Raw genomic sequence first — 15,904 nt, 5'->3', positions numbered from 1 at the left:
AAATTAAGATTTCTGCTAAACCTGTGCGGGTCTTTAATTACCTTACGCAGTTATCCGATGCAAACTAAAAACGTTCATCCGCATACTCTTTGTATTCACGCAGGCAAAGAAAAGAACCAACATGGCACATTGGCTACGCCACTGTATCAGACCTCCACCTTTGTTTTTGATAATGCTGAGCAGGGTGCTGCCCGTTTTGCCGGCGAACAGGAAGGGTATATCTACACCCGGCTGGGCAACCCGACTACCCGTGAGCTGGAGCAGAAAATTGCGGCGCTGGAAGGGATGGACGATGCCGCTGCTACTGCCACCGGCATGGGCGCAGTCGCCGCCAGTACTATGGCCTTTTTACAGCATGGCGATCACCTGATTGCCAGCAAAGCCATTTATGGCTGCAGTTTTGCCTTGTTTAATCATATGTTTGCCCGTTATGGTATTGACGTCAGTTTTGTCGATATGACCGACCATGCTGCAGTTGCTGCGGCGCTTAAACCTAATACAAAAATGTTATTTGCAGAGACACCAATAAATCCGAACCTGGTCGTGCTCGACCTGGCGTTTTTGGGCCAGTTCTGCCAGCAGCATAAGCTACTCTCAGTTGTCGACAATACCTTTTTAACGCCACTTTTGCAGCAGCCGGCCCGGTTTGGTATAGATATTATTATCCACAGTGCCACCAAGTATCTAAACGGCCATGGTGATGTTGTCGCTGGGATTATCGTGGCTGACCGAGAAAAAATTGCCACGATTAAAATGACCACGTTAAAAGATATGGGGGCAACCATCAGCCCGCACGATGCCTGGCTGATCATCCGCGGTTTAAAAACCCTGGCGGTGCGAATGGAGCGTCATTGTCAGAATGCACAACAGGTTGCCGAGTTTTTACAAGCTCATCCGGCCGTGAAAGAGGTGTATTATCCCGGCCTGCCAAGCCATCCTGGTTATCGGTTTTTAGGAGAGCAAATGCAAGGCGCTGGTGGCGTGCTGGCATTTGAACTGAACGCCAGCCTGGAGCAAAGTCGCTATTTTATTAATCAATGCCGGCTGTTAAGCCTGGCAGTAAGCCTGGGTGATGCCGAGTCACTTATTCAACACCCAGCGTCAATGACCCATAGCCCTTATACGCCGGAAGAGCGGCAAATGGCAGGGATCAGCGATGGACTGATCCGGGTATCTGTTGGCCTGGAGCATGTTGCAGATATTATTGCCGATTTGGAACAGGCATTGGCAAAGATGCAGCAACAAGCCTGAAGCTGTTGTATACTGTGGGCTGGCCGGCTGTTGTAATCTAAGCTTTACAACAGTCGCTGCAGCTTTACAGTGCTTTTCATGAGCACACGATACACAGTCGCAGTCTTATCCTCTAGTATCCGCTCTACCAATAAGGTGGCATCAGCCGCTAATTTATTTGCAACAGGTTGTATATGAGTAAGACAAGCCAGTATGTATCCAGACAATCAGATGAAAACGGTATTATTGCCTGGTCAGATGAAGAAAATCAGATTTGGCATGAACTGATCAGCCGCCAGCTAGGGGTTATTGAAGGTAAGGCATGCAATGAATTTCTGGCCGGACTGGAAAAGTTAAAACTGCCCACTGACCGCATCCCGCAATTGGAGGAGGTGAGCAAGGTATTGCGCGCCACGACCGGCTGGGAGTGCGCTGAGGTCCCTGCTTTAATCAGTTTTGATAAGTTTTTTGAACTACTGGCTAATAAACGTTTTCCGGTGGCCACTTTTATTCGTTCTCGCGAAGAGTTTGATTATTTGCAGGAACCGGATATTTTTCACGAAATTTTTGGCCACTGCGCTATGCTGACTAATCCGGCTTTTGCTGAGTTTACTCATATGTACGGCAAGCTAGGTTTAGCCGCCAGCAAACAGGATCGGGTATTTCTGGCCCGGTTGTACTGGTTTACCATTGAGTTTGGTTTATTGAAAACGGCTGATGGTTTGCGGATTTATGGCGGTGGGATTTTATCGTCTCCTGGCGAAACAATATATGCGCTGGAGTCTGACAAACCAGAGCGTAAACCTTTTGATGCTGTAGATATTTTACGCACCCCATACCGCATCGATATTATGCAGCCAATTTATTTTTTGCTGAATGACATAGACGATTTATTTGATGTCGCTCATTTAGACATGATGGCTTTGGTTGAACAAGCCAAAGCCCTGGGATTGCATGCACCGCGATTTGAACCTAAACAAAAACAAGCAAGTTAGGAACTGGAATGACTGAATTAACTGCAATGAAATGCGAAGCCTGTAAGGCAGACGCCCCAAAAGTCTCTGATGCTGAATTGCCGGAACTGATGCGGCAAATCCCGGACTGGACCCCGGTATCCCGTGACGGCATCCTGCAACTCGAGCGGTTATATAAATTTAAGAATTTTAAGCAAGCCTGGGCGTTTCATAACAAGGTTGCGCAACTGGCTGAAGATGAAGGCCATCATCCTGCCTTGTTACTGGAGTGGGGTAAGCTGACGGTGACCTGGTGGTCGCATTCAATTAAAGGTCTGCACAAAAATGATTTTATCTGTGCCGCTAAAACAGATAGTTTACTGGCTGACTAACCTTCTGCTATGTTGATTTCACGCCAATAACCGCGGGGTTATTGGCGCGTGCCTTTTCGTTCTGTCCTGTTAGATCTTCTGCTGTTTTGCCTGCTATCTGGCGTATTACAGACTGCTTCTGGCTTATTTGTTCACATATCTTTACAAAATTGCTGGTCTGACTGTAGCCTGATACCGTATTATGTAACCATTAATTGGTATCGGGGTATGTCGCTGTTATGCGTTTAGAAATTCAATGTCAGAACCGCCTGGGGTTGGCTCAGGAGGTGCTCAATATTCTGGTGGGGTATCAGCTGGATTTGCGTGGAATTGAAGTGGATCCGTCGCTTAACCGGATGTACGTATCCTTTCCAACAGTTAATTTCGAGAAATTTCAGGAACTGATGGCAAAAATGCGGCGGATTGCTGGCGTGGAAGATGTCAAAACTACGGCATTTCTGCCTTCCGAGCGTGAGCATAATGAGCTGACAACCCTACTGAAAACCCTGCCCGATGGTCTGATTGCTATCGACATCAAAGCCAATGTTACCGTGATCAACGATGCAGCACTGGAAGCATTATCGGTGGCGCAGCAGGACATTCAGGGCCAGTCTCTGCAGGGCATGGTCAAAGGCTTCAATTTTCAACGCTGGCTGGAGAGCGACGAAGTGCTGGCACAAACCCGCCGGTTTGAAATACATGGCAAGCGTTTTATTGCCGATATTCTACCGGTAATGGTGCCCGATGAAACCGGCCATGAAATACTGGCCGGGGCGGTTATTAATTTAAAATCTGAAAGCCGTTTAGGCCAGCATATGGTCGCATTTAAGAAAGGTGATCAGGAAAGTTTTAACACCTTGCAGGCCAATAGCAACCTGATGCGCAAAGTCGTGCGCGAAGCCAAAAAGATGGCCCAGCTGGATGCGCCAATCCTGATTATGGGCGAAACCGGTACCGGCAAGGAGCTGCTGGCTCGTGCCTGTCACGCTGCCGGTAGCAGAGCAGCTAAACCGTTTTTGGCAGTAAACTGCGCCTCCCTGCCCGATAATGTGGCTGAATCAGAGTTGTTTGGTTATGGTTCAAATGCGTTTTCTGGCAGTAGCGAAGGTAAAAAAGGTATTTTTGAACAAGCCAATGGCGGCAGTGTGTTTCTGGATGAAGTGGGGGAGATGTCTACCCAACTGCAAACCAAGCTGATCCGTTTCTTGCAGGATGGCAGCTTCCGGCGGGTCGCTGATGAGAATGAAGTGAAAGTAGATGTCAGGGTCATTTGTACCACCCAGAAAGATTTACCCGGTATGGTGCAGGAAGGACGTTTTCGGGAAGACTTATTTTACCGGCTGAATGTTTTAACCCTGACCTTGCCGCCGCTGCGAGAGCGCAAACAAGACGTCGTACCATTGGCCGAATTCTTTATTGCCCGGTTTGCGGCACGACTTGGCCGTAAGGCACCGCGACTGACCGAAAGCTGTAGTCAGTTTTTACAACAGTATCCGTGGCCGGGTAATGTGCGGCAGTTAGAGAATGCTTTATACCGGGCGGTAACATTGCTCGATGGCTATGAGCTGGAAAAGGACCATTTACAGCTGCCCAGTTACACCAGTGATTTTGGTTATCTGGAGCAGGACTTTGATGGCACGCTGGATGAAGCGGTAAAACGGTTCGAGGCGAACTTATTGCGCAAGTTGTACCCGGCTTATCCAAGTTCGCGTCAGTTAGCGAAAAAGCTGGGGTTAAGTCATACTGCGGTGGCAAACAAGCTGCGTGATTACGGTATTAACCGTAAGACCGTAAAAATTTAATTACGGCTTTGTCTGTAATGTTGTACAAACTTATGGCTGATGGGCTTACCTGTCGGCCTTCCCGCTCAATCGAATTCACGTAAGCGCTTTTGTAGTTATTTCTGTACATTTTTTGCAGCAGTGCGGTGTTGCACCACGGTTGCCTCCCCCCTTCCATTTTTTATTGGTAAGCGCATGATAGCGCCCACATTCGTTGTTCGGAGAACCTTTAAATGGCAACTACTAAAAATACAATTAATCCGCTGGGAACTGATGGTTTTGAATTTGTGGAATACACTGCTGCCGATGCAGCCGGAATTCAAAAATTAAAAGACCTGTTTTATTCGCTGGGCTTTACCGAAGTGGCTAAACATCGTTCTAAGCAAGCCTGGCTTTATAAGCAGGGTGATATTAATTTTATCATCAATGCCGAGCCGAATTCTCAGGCCGAAGAGTTTGCCAGGCTGCATGGCCCGTCAGTTTGTGCCATGGCTTTTCGGGTTACTGATGCGGCTGCTGCACTGAAACATGCGCTGGCCAATGGCGCCAAAGAGTATAAAAACCAGGTCGGACCGATGGAGCTGAATATTCCAGCTGTCTATGGTATCGGCAGCAGCCTGCTGTATTTTGTCGATCGCTATGGTGCAAGTTCGGTTTATGATATTGACTTCAAATATTACGACAACTGGCAGGTCGACATGGCTAAACATAGTGTTGGCCTGGAAGTGCTGGACCATTTAACGCATAACGTAATGCGCGGCAACATGAACCTGTGGGCTGGCTTCTATGAGAATATCGGAAATTTCCGGGAAATTCGTTACTTTGATATCGAAGGCAAGCTGACCGGTCTGGTATCGAAAGCGATGACTGCGCCTTGTGGCAAAATCCGCATTCCGATTAACGAATCATCTGACGATAAATCGCAGATTGAAGAGTTTATTCGTGAATACAAAGGCGAAGGCATTCAGCATATTGCCCTGACGTCGGACAATATTTATGAAACAGTGCGTACGCTGCGCAGCCGTGGCATGGAGTTTATGCCTACCCCTGATACCTATTACAATAAAGTGAATGACCGGGTGGAAGGCCATGAGGAAGATCTGGAGCAGATGCGTGAGCTGCGGATCCTGATTGATGGCGCGCCGATGAAAGATGGTATTTTGCTGCAAATTTTCACCAAAACCGTGATTGGCCCGGTATTTTTTGAAATTATTCAGCGTAAAGGCAACGAAGGTTTTGGTGAGGGCAACTTTAAAGCCTTATTCGAGTCTATCGAAGAAGATCAAATTCAGCGCGGAGTATTAAGCGATGCGTAAATGGGCATCTTTTCCGTTAAAGGAAGGTGATGTGTCACGCCAGGCTCACGCCGATTTCCCGGAGCAGGCTATTTATGAGCGGGAAACCGGCCGTAGTGGCTTTTTTGGCCCGGCAACACACTTTCACCATACCCATGCACCAACCGGTTGGAGTGACTGGCAGGGGCCGCTGCGGCCCCATTTGTTTAACTTTAACGAAATTGGCCGTGACAAGGCACAATCGCCCTGGGCGGTGCCGGATTTACTGTTTAACAGCCACTGCAAAATGCGCACCTGGCGTTTGACCGATAGCATGAGCAAACTGGCGCGCAATGCCGATGGTGATGAGCTGTTGTTTATCCACGAGGGTAGTGCCGAGCTATATTGCGACTATGGCCATTTAAGTGTGCGTGATGGAGATTATATTGTTATCCCGCGCTCTACGATGTGGCGTTTAGTGCCACATGAGCCAATGTTTATTCTGCTGATCGAAGCCACTAACGACAGTTATCAGTTACCGGAAAAAGGTCTGGTGGGTAATCATGCTATTTTTGACCCGGCCATGCTTGATACGCCGAAAATAAATGACGCCTTTAAAGCGCAGTACAGCGAAGACAGCTGGCAGGTTGAAGTAAAACGCCATGGCCAGGTGTCAGTGATTACTTACCCGTATAATCCGCTGGATGCAATTGGCTGGCATGGCGATTTAGCAGTAATGCGGATTAACTGGCGTGATATCCGGCCACTAATGAGTCACCGCTATCACTTGCCGCCGTCGGCTCATACGACCTTTGTCGCTCAGCGTTTTGTGGTATGTACTTTTGTACCCCGGCCAATTGAAAGTGACCCTGGGGCATTAAAAGTGCCTTTTTATCACAATAATGACGATTATGATGAAGTGCTGTTTTATCATGCCGGTGATTTCTTTAGCCGCGACAATATTGAAAAAGGTATGGTCACGTTCCATCCGGCCGGTTTTACCCATGGTCCGCACCCGAAAGCCTTTGCTGCCGGTCGCGAGTATAAAAAGAAGTTTACCGATGAAGTCGCGGTAATGCTTGATACCCGGGATGCGCTGGAAATGGGCGAGGCGGCGCTGGCTACCGAAAACCCTGAGTACGTAAACAGCTGGAAAACCAAGCCTCAGGTTTAAGCCCCAGGAACAGATTCAGTTAAGGAATAATATGAAGTTAGCGAGTTTAAAAAATAATACCCGGGATGGCCAGTTAGTGGTGGTCAGCCGTGATTTAAGCCGTTGTGTGGCGATAAGTGACATTGCCACTACCCTGCAGCAGCTACTGGATAACTGGGCCGATTTATCTTTAAAAGCGGGCAAAGTATATCAGGCACTTAATGCTGGTAAACTGGATGGCGAAACGGCGTTTGACCCGACACAATGTGAGTCGCCATTACCGCGTGCATACCAGTGGGCCGATGGCAGTGCCTACGTTAACCATGTTGAACTGGTACGCAAAGCGCGCAATTCAGAGATGCCGCCAAGCTTCTGGACCGATCCGCTGATGTATCAGGGCGGCTCTGATGATTTTATCGGCCCACGTGATCCTATTGAGGCAGTAAGCACTGATCACGGCATCGATTTTGAAGGTGAAGTGGCGGTCATTACTGATGACGTGCCGATGGCTATCAGTCCGGAGCAGGCACTGGATAAAATACGGTTGCTGATGCTGGTCAATGACGTCTCGCTACGGGGCTTAATTCCCAACGAGCTGGCCAAAGGCTTTGGCTTTTTTCAATCGAAGCCAGCGTCAAGCTTCAGCCCGGTGGCCATTACGCCGGATGAGCTTGGTGACAAGTGGCAGGATGGCCGGGTGCATTTGCCGTTACTGTCGACCTATAACGGCAAACCTTTTGGTAAACCCAATGCCGGTATCGATATGACCTTTAACTTTGGCCAGCTGATTGCGCATGCCGCCAGAACCCGCAACCTGGGTGCCGGCGCCGTCATTGGTTCAGGTACGGTATCAAACAAGCAGGGTACTGAGTATGGCACTGCCATTACTGAAGGCGGTGTAGGTTACAGCTGCATCGCCGAAATCCGGATGATTGAAACCATCCGTGATGGCAAACCCAGCACTGCTTTTATGCAATTTGGTGATACCATTAAAATGGAAATGCTGGATAGCAATGGCCAGAGCATTTTTGGTGCTATTGACCAGCAAGTGGTGCAATATAAAGCGAAGTAATTAGCTGGTCCGGTGCAAGCACTCCGTACATTTTTTCTGCAACACGCCGTAAACCCATCCCTGGGGGCTCGTTTATGAACTTCTTCCATGAAGTTCACCCTTCGGGCAAGCGGAGCTGTTCAAATTCGTTCCTGACGAATTTGTCCGCCCGTCCAGGGCTGCAACGGTCGCAGAAAAAAGTACATACGTGCTTTCACCTCCTCTGCCAAGCGGCGATTCTTCTTGTCCAATAATTGAGCAGGTGTTACAGGATGAAACTCTATAGCTACTGGCGCTCTTCAGCTGCCTACCGGGTGCGGATCGCACTGAATTTAAAACAACTTAGTTTTGAAACAATACCGGTACATCTTCTAAAAGATGGCGGGCAGCAACATAGCGCTAAGTATCAGCAACTTAACCCCAACCAGTTAGTGCCGACGTATGTTGATGCTGAGTTCAGCCTGAACCAGTCGCTGGCCATTATTGAATATCTGGATGAGATGTACCCTGAGCCGGCGTTACTGCCAGAAGACCCTGCTGCCAAAGCACAGGTACGCTCACTGGCGCTGGATATTGCCTGTGATATTCACCCGTTGAATAACCTGCGGGTACTGCAATATTTAACCGGCCCGCTGGCCCTGAATGATGATCAGAAAACAGAGTGGATCCATCACTGGCTGCATACTGGTTTCAGAGCACTGGAACAGCGGTTGCAAAAGACTGCCGGCGAGTTTTGTTATGGCGATAGCATAACCCTGGCTGACTTGTGTCTGGTACCGCAAATGTATAATGCGTTGCGTTTTAAACTGGACACGCTTGAATATCCTACCATTAGCCGGATATATCACCATTGCCAGCAGTTGGCAGGCTTTGCCCTGGCAGCACCTGAGCAGCAAAGTGACGCCCAGGTTTAGTGATGGCTGAATTTAAACCAGCAACAAGCAATAAACCAAAGAAGCGAGCAGCTATGCCTAAGCGGCTTATAAACCGGGCACTGGTGTATGTTGGGGTGTTTGGCATCGTATTTCAGCTTACGGCGGCTTTATATGCGCTGTGGCACGGGGTGCAATTACAGAACTTTTGGTTTTTTATGTTGCTGGCACCACTGCTTTGTATCGCTTCCGGATTATTGCCAGCGCTGCAACCGCAGCGCGAGCCGGACTAGAATTGTCAGTTTATTCCTGCGGTTTGGGTATTGGGTAGCTTGAACATTCCTTTAATTTCCACCCGGGCAATGCCTTCATCATTAAAAATAAAGTTAACTTGGCCCGGGCCGCGATTGAAACGATAGCGGCCACCGTCAAAGTGTAAAACGAAGTTACCACGACCATCTTTCAACTCAGGTTCCTGAGTTAACTTTATTTCAAAACCACTTATTTCATAGTCGAAGCTGCTAATCGGCGCATTGACAAAGTCTGGCACCCATACTTCGTCTTCATTTTGCAGAATGAGCGCCAAAGCGTATTTTTGCGGCAGGCTGCCTACTATCAGACTTTGCTCGCCGGCGTTAAAATGATACTGGCCCTCTTTTCGGGTGAAGCCAAAGCCATATTGAAATGCGACTGTATCACCTTCTTGCAGTGTGTAAGTGCCATTACCCATCAGCTGAAACTGAGCAATGGCAGGCAAGCTAAACAATAAACCGATTACGACGATTAACATTTTCATTTCGTTACTCCGGAAACTGCCGTTAGTAAGCTATACCAATTGAGAGTACGTTAAACCTGGGTGACAGCAACAATCAGTTTCAGTTGCTGCCCGGGTTGCAGGTATCGATCAGTATTTATATTATTCCACTTTACTATTTCAGCAACAGAAACACTAAAACGTTGCGCAATCCGGGCTAGTGAGTCGCCCTTGCGAACTTTGTAGCGAACAGTGCGGGTAATAGCGGTACTCGCATTACTGCTGCTGTCATGCCACATTACCAATTTCTGGCCCGGTTTTAACGGGTCACGCTGCACCATGCCATTCCATTTTGCCAGCTCGGCAACCGTTACTTTATGTTCACGGCTGATGTCCCATAAGGTATCGCCACTTTTAACAATATATTCGGTTTTAACATTGCCACTGCTTCGACCCTGGGCTTGGGCAATGCGGTTTTGCTGACTTAATTCATATTTATCGGCAGCTTTCGCTGACATCGGAATCAGTAAGTGCTGGCCAATCCGAATAGTGTTACCGCTAAGTTTATTTAAGCGGCTAATAGCATCTACCGTGGTTTTATATTGGCGGGCAATTTTGCCCAGAGTATCACCGGAGCTAACGGTATAACTTTGCCATTGTAAGCGGTCTGCGGCGGGGGTCTGTGCCAGTAAGCGCGCAAAATTATCCGCCTTTGCCAGCGGAAGTACCAAATGGTGTGGGCCATCGGGATCAGTTGCCCATTGGTTAAACCCCGGGTTCAGGGCCTGCAACTCAGCAACACTTAGCTCAGCCAGGTCTGCGGCAATGGCTAAATCTATCTGACCATCGGTGGGAACTACGGCAATCTTAGGTTCATTAGCAATAAATTTCCAGACGATATCAAAGTCATCCGGTCGCTTTAAAATATCGACCAGTGCCAATAATTTTGGTACATAAACGGTGGTTTCAGCAGGTAAGTCGAGCGACCAGAAATCGGTTGGCAGACGACGTTTTTTGTTTGCTCTGATAGCCCGGCCAATCCGACCTTCACCAGCATTGTAAGCAGCAATGGCATTTAGCCAGTCATGCTCCAGCGTGTTATATAAATATTGTAAGTAATCCAGCGCTGCCCGGGTCGATTCAATAACGTCGCGCCTGCCGTCATACCAAAAGTTTTGTTTCAGGCCGAAACGGGTGCCGGTTGCCGGCATAAATTGCCACATACCAGACGCTCTGGCATGCGAATATGCAAAGGGATCGAACGCACTTTCGACGATGGGCAGCAGTGCCAGCTCAAGCGGCATGTTTCGTTTTTCCAACTCCTGAACAATATGGTACAAGAATGGCTGAGCACGGTTTGCTACCCGATCCAGATAGCTTTGGTGCTGGCTATAGAAGTTACGTTGTTCAACAATCGGCCGGGTTTGCGGTACGTTAAAGGTAAGTTGTAGCTGAATTCGTTGCCATAAATCTTCCAACTCAGTGGCGTCAAGTGGTACCAGCTGCTCAGCTGGTGTTTCGCCATACCACAGCCGGCTGGCTATTTGTTCGGCACTGGCACCGCTTACCTGCACCAATGCCGGGGTATTAACTGACTTATCGGTATCTTGACTATTTGATTCTGTCGTGCTGACACAGCCGCTAAGCAGTGCAACTAACATGACGGCAGATATTTTCAAATGCATAGCGTAATTCCGCGGAAAAAAATTCATGTTACCTGTTCAAAGCCTGATTGCAAGTCAGGATTTAAACTGATCTTTCATCGCTCTTAGTTGGCTGAACAGGCCAACAGCAGAGTCTTGCTGATAGCGCTGTTGCAAAGCATTGTTTTCACATCGCAAAAAAGGATTAATGTGTAGCTCGGTTGCCAACGTGGTGGGTAATGTGGGTTTATTTCGCCGGCGTAAATTCTGGCAATGTTGCTGATAAGCTTGTAAAGGCTGGTTATCAGGTTCAATCGTTAACGCAAAGCGCAGGTTTGCCAGAGTATACTCATGCGTGCAATAGACCTCGGTGTCAGCGGGCAATGCAGCAAGCTTTTGCAGTGAGTTATGCATTTGTGCCGGTGTACCTTCAAACAAACGGCCACAGCCAGCACTAAACAGAGTATCACCACAAAATAGGTAGGGTTTGCTGTAAAAGCCAATGTGACCGAGCGTATGGCCCGGCAAGTCGATGACCTGAAACTGAGTGTTAAAAGGTGTCAGCTGAACCACATCACCTTGTTGCACCTGTTCGGTTAACAGCGGTATTTTAGTATGTTCGGCTGTGGGGCCAATTATCCGTGCATCCGGCCAGGCTTGTCGCAATTCAGCAAGACCACCGGTATGGTCAGGGTGGTGATGGGTGATCAAAATTGCGTACAATGACTTCTGCTGTTGCTGCAAAAATGTCAGTACCGGTTTGGCATCGCCAGGGTCAACTACAACACAAAATGGGTTATCAGGCTGACACAGGCACCAAATGTAGTTATCCTCAAAAGCAGCCAGCGGGCTAATAGTCAGCATCAGGGTTTCTCTTAACATTTTTTCGTAACATTAAAGCTCTCTCAACAATAAAGCGGGTATAACCTTATCATGAAACCGGCATTGAACGAAAACGAACCGCAGGTCCCTGACAGCTGGCAGGCGTTTTTGCAGGGGCCGGCGTTAGCCCAGGCTATAGCCTCGCAGCTGCAACCATGGTGGCAACAAATATTTGGTTACTATTTGCTTAAAGTGGGCGATTTAAGCAGTGATTTGGAGTTGCCGGGTTGTAAAATTAAGCATCAGGTACATTTGGGCAGTGCTGACAATGGTAACAGTCATCTGATAGGTTTGCCGGATACTCTGCCAATAGACAGCCACAGCATCGATGCAGTGCTGCTTAGTCATTGTCTGGAGTATCAAACCGACCCGCACCATATTGTCAGGGAAGCCCACAGAGTGCTATTGCCTGATGGCTACTTGTTATTAACCGGCTTTAATCCGCTCAGCATTCTGGGGCTGGCTGGCATTGCCCCCTGGCTGAAACAACGATACCCATGGCAAGGCCGGTTTTTTTCGCCGGGACGCGTCAAAGACTGGCTGCATCTGATTGGTTTTGAAGTGCTGTCAGAAAAGCGCTTTTTTTACGGCAGCATGCTGGTTAACGAATATAATAACAACAGCATGCAACGTTTTGCTGAAAAGTATTTTAATTATTTCGCCGGATGTTATTTGCTGGTCGCCCGTAAGCGGGAGTTGCCGTTAACCCCCATCCGCCCCCGCTGGCAACTGACACCGGCCTTTAGTGAAGGCGTTAAAGGTGTCAGTGCCCGCCAGGGTTGCCGTTAAATACCAGTTTTAAAGCGGGCGCCGTTGCTTTACTCGGTAAGCTGACTTAACGAATAGCCTTGTTGTTGTAACAGCTGTAATAAGCCATCTTCTCCGGCAAGGTGCAGGGCTCCGACCAGTACCAGCGTTGTTTCGTTACTGCTCAGCGCTTGCAGCTGTGGCAACCAGGCGTGATTACGTTTTACCAGCAGAATGTCGTACAACTGAGGTACTTCCTTTAAATCTCCGATAAACAACTGTTCCAGTTTAGTTGCGTCACCACTGCGCCAGGCTTGCTTCATCTCAGCCAGCTGGTCCGCAACTTTATGCATATCGTCGAGGGTAGAGCTGATAGTCAAATCAGGATCGAGTTGATTCATACCATCCAGCACTGCCAAATGCTCATCAATAGTTTCCAGACCGGCAATGCTTTTATTTTGTTGCTGCCCAAGTTGCATATAATGCATATCAACGCCGGTTTCTGCTGTGCCCAGGCGCTGCATTTCGACACTGGCCAGCATCATCGCTGCAAAGCCGGGTTTAAACTGGCTGATAGCTGCAATAGGCACATTGCGTTCAGTGGCGTAAGTTTTCAGCTGTTGATAAACAGCGGGCGATAATACCTGTTCTAATGTTTTACCGTCGCTGTAAGTATTTTGCTGCATCATTTTAGTTAAACCAGCCGGGCTGGTTAACACGTTTAAATCGGTTTCGAACAGCAGATGAGTGCTGGCATTAAACGCTGTGTCGTAAGCAGCAGGCAATGGATAGTCACTTTTGCTCAGCAGGTGAACTGTACCCGCCAGATAAAAGTGCTGCTCGCCTTTGCTGACCTTCCAGACGCTGGCAGCCGATAATGAGTTGCTGAGCAGCAGTAACGACAAGCATAAAAACTGAGTAAATAAACGCATGGTGGCTCCTGACAATTATTAAAGGTTACTTAAAAACTACCACATTAAATCATCCGGGATCTGATAATCAGCATAAGGATCATCTTCATCAGGCTGTTGCTGCTTAGTGTTTAACAGCACAATACTGGCAGAATCACGCTGCATCAGTTTTTCTGCTACCGGAGCAGGAATTAAAATATATTGTTCCGCCAGACGGGCAATGGCCACCAGACCACGACTAAGCTCGTCATGCAGTTTGCTGCTTACATACAGTTTTTTCACTAACTTACCATCAACGAAATTAAAGCCAACATCACCTTTACTGGTAATTGCATTCGTTTCGATAATTTGTTTTACCTGAGCCGCAAGTGCTTTTTGGGCCAATTCAGCTTGTTTTTGCCGGTTTAGTTCACGATCGCGGGCCACTTGTTCAGCTTTGGCCTGCTGGGCCAGTGAGGTTTGCTGAGTGTCGGGCACGGCTTTCTTACCAGCTTGCGTCTTTTGCTGGTGTTTTTCTTTTTTAACTTTTTTAACTTTCTTTGCATCGGCCAGGCCGGCTTTCAGCAACTGATCACGTAGCGCGTTACTCATATAGGGATACTCGGATCACTGGGTAATTGTGGATATAGTGTACCTTAAGCAATCTTATTAACTCAAATGGGCCAGTTCGGTTATCATATACCAGTACTCCAAGCAAATGAGGTTAATTTTGCCATTTAAAGATTTAGCGTTAGATCCACGCTTACTCAGATCCATTCAGCATTTGGGCTTTGATAAACCTACTGAGATTCAGCAAGAAGCGATTCCTGCTGTGATGGTAGGCCGTGATTTAATTGTATCGTCGCAAACCGGCTCGGGAAAAACGCTGGCGTATTTATTGCCAATGATGCAGCGGCTGTTGAAAAGCAGGGCATTATCGAAACAGGATGCCCGCGCGCTGATCCTGGCGCCGACCCGTGAACTGGCCAAGCAGGTGTATGCCCAGTTGCGCTTGTTGGTGGCTAATACCCCAGTCACTGCGGCACTGATCGTCGGCGGCGAAAACTTCAATGATCAAGAGAGAATCCTCAAGCGCCAACCAACTATCGTGGTGGCAACACCGGGGCGGTTTGTCGATCATCTTGAACATAAAACCTTGTTTTTACATGGTTTGGAGATGTTGATTCTGGATGAGGCCGACCGGATGCTTGATTTAGGTTTCCTGCCGCAACTTACTTTTATTAATAAAGCAGCTGATCATCGGCTGCGCCAGACCATGTTATTTTCTGCCACGCTTGACCACGCTGAAGTGGATAATCTGGCACTGGCGCTGCTGAAGAACCCGTACCGGGTAGCAGTAGGGGCAGGTTACCAGCAACATCAGGACATTGAGCAGCGGTTCTTTCTTGCTGATAATTTAAGCCACAAGGAAGCACTGCTGAGCCACTTTTTGCAACAGCAGGACATTAATCAGCTGATTATGTTTACGGCTACCCGGGCCGACGCCGAGCGTTTAACCAGTGTCTGTGAAGCGGCGGGCTTTACTGCAGTGGGTTTAAGCGGAAAACTAAGTCAGCAACAGCGTAATAGTGTTATGCAGCAATTTGCCACTGGTAAATTTCAGGTGCTGGTTACCACCGATTTAGCATCGCGTGGCCTTGATCTATTGCAGGTATCACACGTTATAAATTTTGATTTGCCAAAACACCCGGAAGAATATGTGCATCGGATTGGTCGCACGGGGCGGGCAGGAGCGAAGGGGCAGGCAATATCGCTGGTGGGGCCAAAAGACTGGCCCAGTTTACAGAATATTGAAGCGTTTTTACGCCACGCTATTGAGTTTTCAGTGGTAGCGGCCTTACCCGCGCGATTTAGCGGGGTTGTTGCCCCAACGCAGCAGCCTATGGTGAGAAGTAAGGCCGGCGGATCGGCAAAAGCGGCTAAGCCAAGGCCGGTTAAGTCTGACAGCGTAAAAACCAAGGCACCAACCTATTTTGAAGGTGGCGACGATGGCAGTGGCCCAGTCCGTCGGAAAAAATAATTTGTTGCTGATTAATTGTTCAGCGTTTTTACTGCTACACTGAAAAAGTTAACTTGTTTCTGCTGCCGGTAACCCGTTATGGCAGATACAAATTAGCCGGTGCGGCCTGTAAAAGAATATATTTTCTGCTCGTCTGGTATTTATGTTGACCGCATGATCAGCTTCACTGATAATGCAGTTGAATATCTACCCGCTTGATTACCTGGCCGGTAATATTTAAGTCGCCGAAATTTCGGCAAATTTAGTTAAAGTAAGAGAGTGT

At 48.1% G+C, this 15,904-nt stretch carries 16 protein-coding genes; 11 read left to right on the top strand and 5 right to left on the bottom strand.

Annotated features, from left to right (window positions below; all coding sequences use genetic code 11):
• The first annotated feature begins 57 nt into the window (after positions 1-57).
• The 9 genes from megL (at position 58) to KG631_RS13355 (ending at position 8,978) form a co-directional block, all read left to right on the top strand.
• Positions 58-1,251, top strand: coding sequence for a methionine gamma-lyase (gene megL, locus KG631_RS13395; protein WP_214000197.1), 1,194 nt, complete (start codon positions 58-60; stop codon positions 1,249-1,251).
• A 173-nt stretch (positions 1,252-1,424) separates the two neighbouring features.
• Complete coding sequence (phhA, locus tag KG631_RS13390; protein WP_214000196.1) at positions 1,425-2,225, top strand: phenylalanine 4-monooxygenase; 801 nt, start codon at positions 1,425-1,427, stop codon at positions 2,223-2,225.
• Between the two features lie 8 nt (positions 2,226-2,233).
• On the top strand, positions 2,234-2,575 hold the full coding sequence (locus KG631_RS13385) for a 4a-hydroxytetrahydrobiopterin dehydratase (protein WP_097112106.1): 342 nt from the start codon (positions 2,234-2,236) through the stop codon (positions 2,573-2,575).
• Positions 2,576-2,793: 218 nt separating this feature from the next.
• Positions 2,794-4,356 carry a transcriptional regulator TyrR gene (gene tyrR, locus KG631_RS13380; protein ID WP_214000195.1) on the top strand — a complete coding sequence of 521 codons (1,563 nt, stop codon included), beginning with the start codon at positions 2,794-2,796 and terminating at the stop codon, positions 4,354-4,356.
• Between the two features lie 212 nt (positions 4,357-4,568).
• A complete protein-coding gene (gene hppD, locus KG631_RS13375) occupies positions 4,569-5,651 on the top strand; it encodes a 4-hydroxyphenylpyruvate dioxygenase (protein WP_214000194.1) in 1,083 nt (360 codons plus the stop codon).
• Positions 5,644-6,783: a homogentisate 1,2-dioxygenase gene (locus KG631_RS13370; protein ID WP_214000193.1), complete on the top strand. Its 1,140-nt coding sequence runs from the start codon at positions 5,644-5,646 to the stop codon at positions 6,781-6,783. Before hppD ends, KG631_RS13370 begins: the two co-directional genes overlap by 8 nt.
• A 31-nt stretch (positions 6,784-6,814) precedes the next feature.
• The gene (locus KG631_RS13365; protein WP_214000192.1) at positions 6,815-7,834 is read left to right on the top strand and encodes a fumarylacetoacetate hydrolase family protein; all 1,020 of its coding nucleotides are present in this window, start codon (positions 6,815-6,817) and stop codon (positions 7,832-7,834) included.
• A gap of 251 nt (positions 7,835-8,085) precedes the next feature.
• Positions 8,086-8,727 carry a maleylacetoacetate isomerase gene (gene maiA, locus KG631_RS13360; RefSeq protein WP_214000191.1) on the top strand — a complete coding sequence of 214 codons (642 nt, stop codon included), beginning with the start codon at positions 8,086-8,088 and terminating at the stop codon, positions 8,725-8,727.
• Positions 8,728-8,780: 53 nt separating this feature from the next.
• Entirely contained in the window at positions 8,781-8,978 is a 198-nt protein-coding gene (locus KG631_RS13355) for a hypothetical protein (protein WP_301003808.1), read from the top strand.
• 5 nt (positions 8,979-8,983) lie between these two features.
• Here KG631_RS13355 and KG631_RS13350 read toward each other — a convergent pair whose 3' ends face one another.
• From KG631_RS13350 to gloB, 3 genes are read right to left on the bottom strand one after another with little or no spacing between them, the layout of a single operon-like run.
• Entirely contained in the window at positions 8,984-9,481 is a 498-nt protein-coding gene (locus KG631_RS13350; RefSeq protein WP_214000189.1) for a hypothetical protein, read from the bottom strand.
• Between the two features lie 50 nt (positions 9,482-9,531).
• Entirely contained in the window at positions 9,532-11,124 is a 1,593-nt protein-coding gene (locus tag KG631_RS13345; protein WP_214000188.1) for a LysM peptidoglycan-binding domain-containing protein, read from the bottom strand.
• Between the two features lie 54 nt (positions 11,125-11,178).
• Positions 11,179-11,946 carry a hydroxyacylglutathione hydrolase gene (gene gloB, locus KG631_RS13340; RefSeq protein ID WP_214000187.1) on the bottom strand — a complete coding sequence of 256 codons (768 nt, stop codon included), beginning with the start codon at positions 11,944-11,946 and terminating at the stop codon, positions 11,179-11,181.
• 69 nt (positions 11,947-12,015) lie between these two features.
• Between gloB and KG631_RS13335 the strand changes: the two genes are divergently transcribed.
• A complete protein-coding gene (locus KG631_RS13335) occupies positions 12,016-12,753 on the top strand; it encodes a methyltransferase domain-containing protein (protein WP_214000186.1) in 738 nt (245 codons plus the stop codon).
• A gap of 29 nt (positions 12,754-12,782) precedes the next feature.
• Here the strand turns inward: KG631_RS13335 and KG631_RS13330 are convergent, their stop codons facing one another.
• Both KG631_RS13330 and KG631_RS13325 read right to left on the bottom strand, forming a co-directional pair.
• Positions 12,783-13,643, bottom strand: a complete 861-nt coding sequence (locus KG631_RS13330) for a TraB/GumN family protein (RefSeq protein ID WP_214000185.1) — start codon at positions 13,641-13,643, stop codon at positions 12,783-12,785.
• Positions 13,644-13,679: 36 nt separating this feature from the next.
• Positions 13,680-14,213, bottom strand: coding sequence for a DUF2058 domain-containing protein (locus KG631_RS13325; protein ID WP_214000184.1), 534 nt, complete (start codon positions 14,211-14,213; stop codon positions 13,680-13,682).
• Between the two features lie 118 nt (positions 14,214-14,331).
• On the opposite strand from KG631_RS13325, the gene KG631_RS13320 reads away from it, so the two are divergent.
• Positions 14,332-15,642 (top strand): DEAD/DEAH box helicase, encoded by a 1,311-nt coding sequence (locus KG631_RS13320; RefSeq protein ID WP_301003807.1) that lies wholly within the window; start codon positions 14,332-14,334, stop codon positions 15,640-15,642.
• Positions 15,643-15,904 lie beyond the last annotated feature (262 nt).

It is taken from the genome of Arsukibacterium sp. (assembly GCF_018402695.1).
In the GTDB taxonomy this organism is placed as follows: Bacteria; Pseudomonadota; Gammaproteobacteria; order Enterobacterales; family Alteromonadaceae; genus Alishewanella.
This window is presented reverse-complemented; position numbering and strand designations above follow the sequence as displayed.

Excerpts from the sequence above, each read along its gene's own strand:
- KG631_RS13350 (WP_214000189.1), bottom strand. The coding sequence starts at position 9,481 with ATGAAAATGTTAATCGTCGTAATCGGTTTATTGTTTAGCTTGCCTGCC.
- KG631_RS13345 (WP_214000188.1), bottom strand. The coding sequence starts at position 11,124 with ATGCATTTGAAAATATCTGCCGTCATGTTAGTTGCACTGCTTAGCGGC.
- KG631_RS13335 (WP_214000186.1), top strand. The coding sequence starts at position 12,016 with ATGAAACCGGCATTGAACGAAAACGAACCGCAGGTCCCTGACAGCTGG.
- KG631_RS13330 (WP_214000185.1), bottom strand. The coding sequence starts at position 13,643 with ATGCGTTTATTTACTCAGTTTTTATGCTTGTCGTTACTGCTGCTCAGC.
- maiA (WP_214000191.1), top strand. The coding sequence starts at position 8,086 with ATGAAACTCTATAGCTACTGGCGCTCTTCAGCTGCCTACCGGGTGCGG.
- hppD (WP_214000194.1), top strand. The coding sequence starts at position 4,569 with ATGGCAACTACTAAAAATACAATTAATCCGCTGGGAACTGATGGTTTT.
- KG631_RS13385 (WP_097112106.1), top strand. The coding sequence starts at position 2,234 with ATGACTGAATTAACTGCAATGAAATGCGAAGCCTGTAAGGCAGACGCC.
- tyrR (WP_214000195.1), top strand. The coding sequence starts at position 2,794 with ATGCGTTTAGAAATTCAATGTCAGAACCGCCTGGGGTTGGCTCAGGAG.
- gloB (WP_214000187.1), bottom strand. The coding sequence starts at position 11,946 with ATGCTGACTATTAGCCCGCTGGCTGCTTTTGAGGATAACTACATTTGG.
- megL (WP_214000197.1), top strand. The coding sequence starts at position 58 with ATGCAAACTAAAAACGTTCATCCGCATACTCTTTGTATTCACGCAGGC.
- KG631_RS13355 (WP_301003808.1), top strand. The coding sequence starts at position 8,781 with ATGCCTAAGCGGCTTATAAACCGGGCACTGGTGTATGTTGGGGTGTTT.
- KG631_RS13325 (WP_214000184.1), bottom strand. The coding sequence starts at position 14,213 with ATGAGTAACGCGCTACGTGATCAGTTGCTGAAAGCCGGCCTGGCCGAT.
- KG631_RS13370 (WP_214000193.1), top strand. The coding sequence starts at position 5,644 with ATGCGTAAATGGGCATCTTTTCCGTTAAAGGAAGGTGATGTGTCACGC.
- phhA (WP_214000196.1), top strand. The coding sequence starts at position 1,425 with ATGAGTAAGACAAGCCAGTATGTATCCAGACAATCAGATGAAAACGGT.
- KG631_RS13365 (WP_214000192.1), top strand. The coding sequence starts at position 6,815 with ATGAAGTTAGCGAGTTTAAAAAATAATACCCGGGATGGCCAGTTAGTG.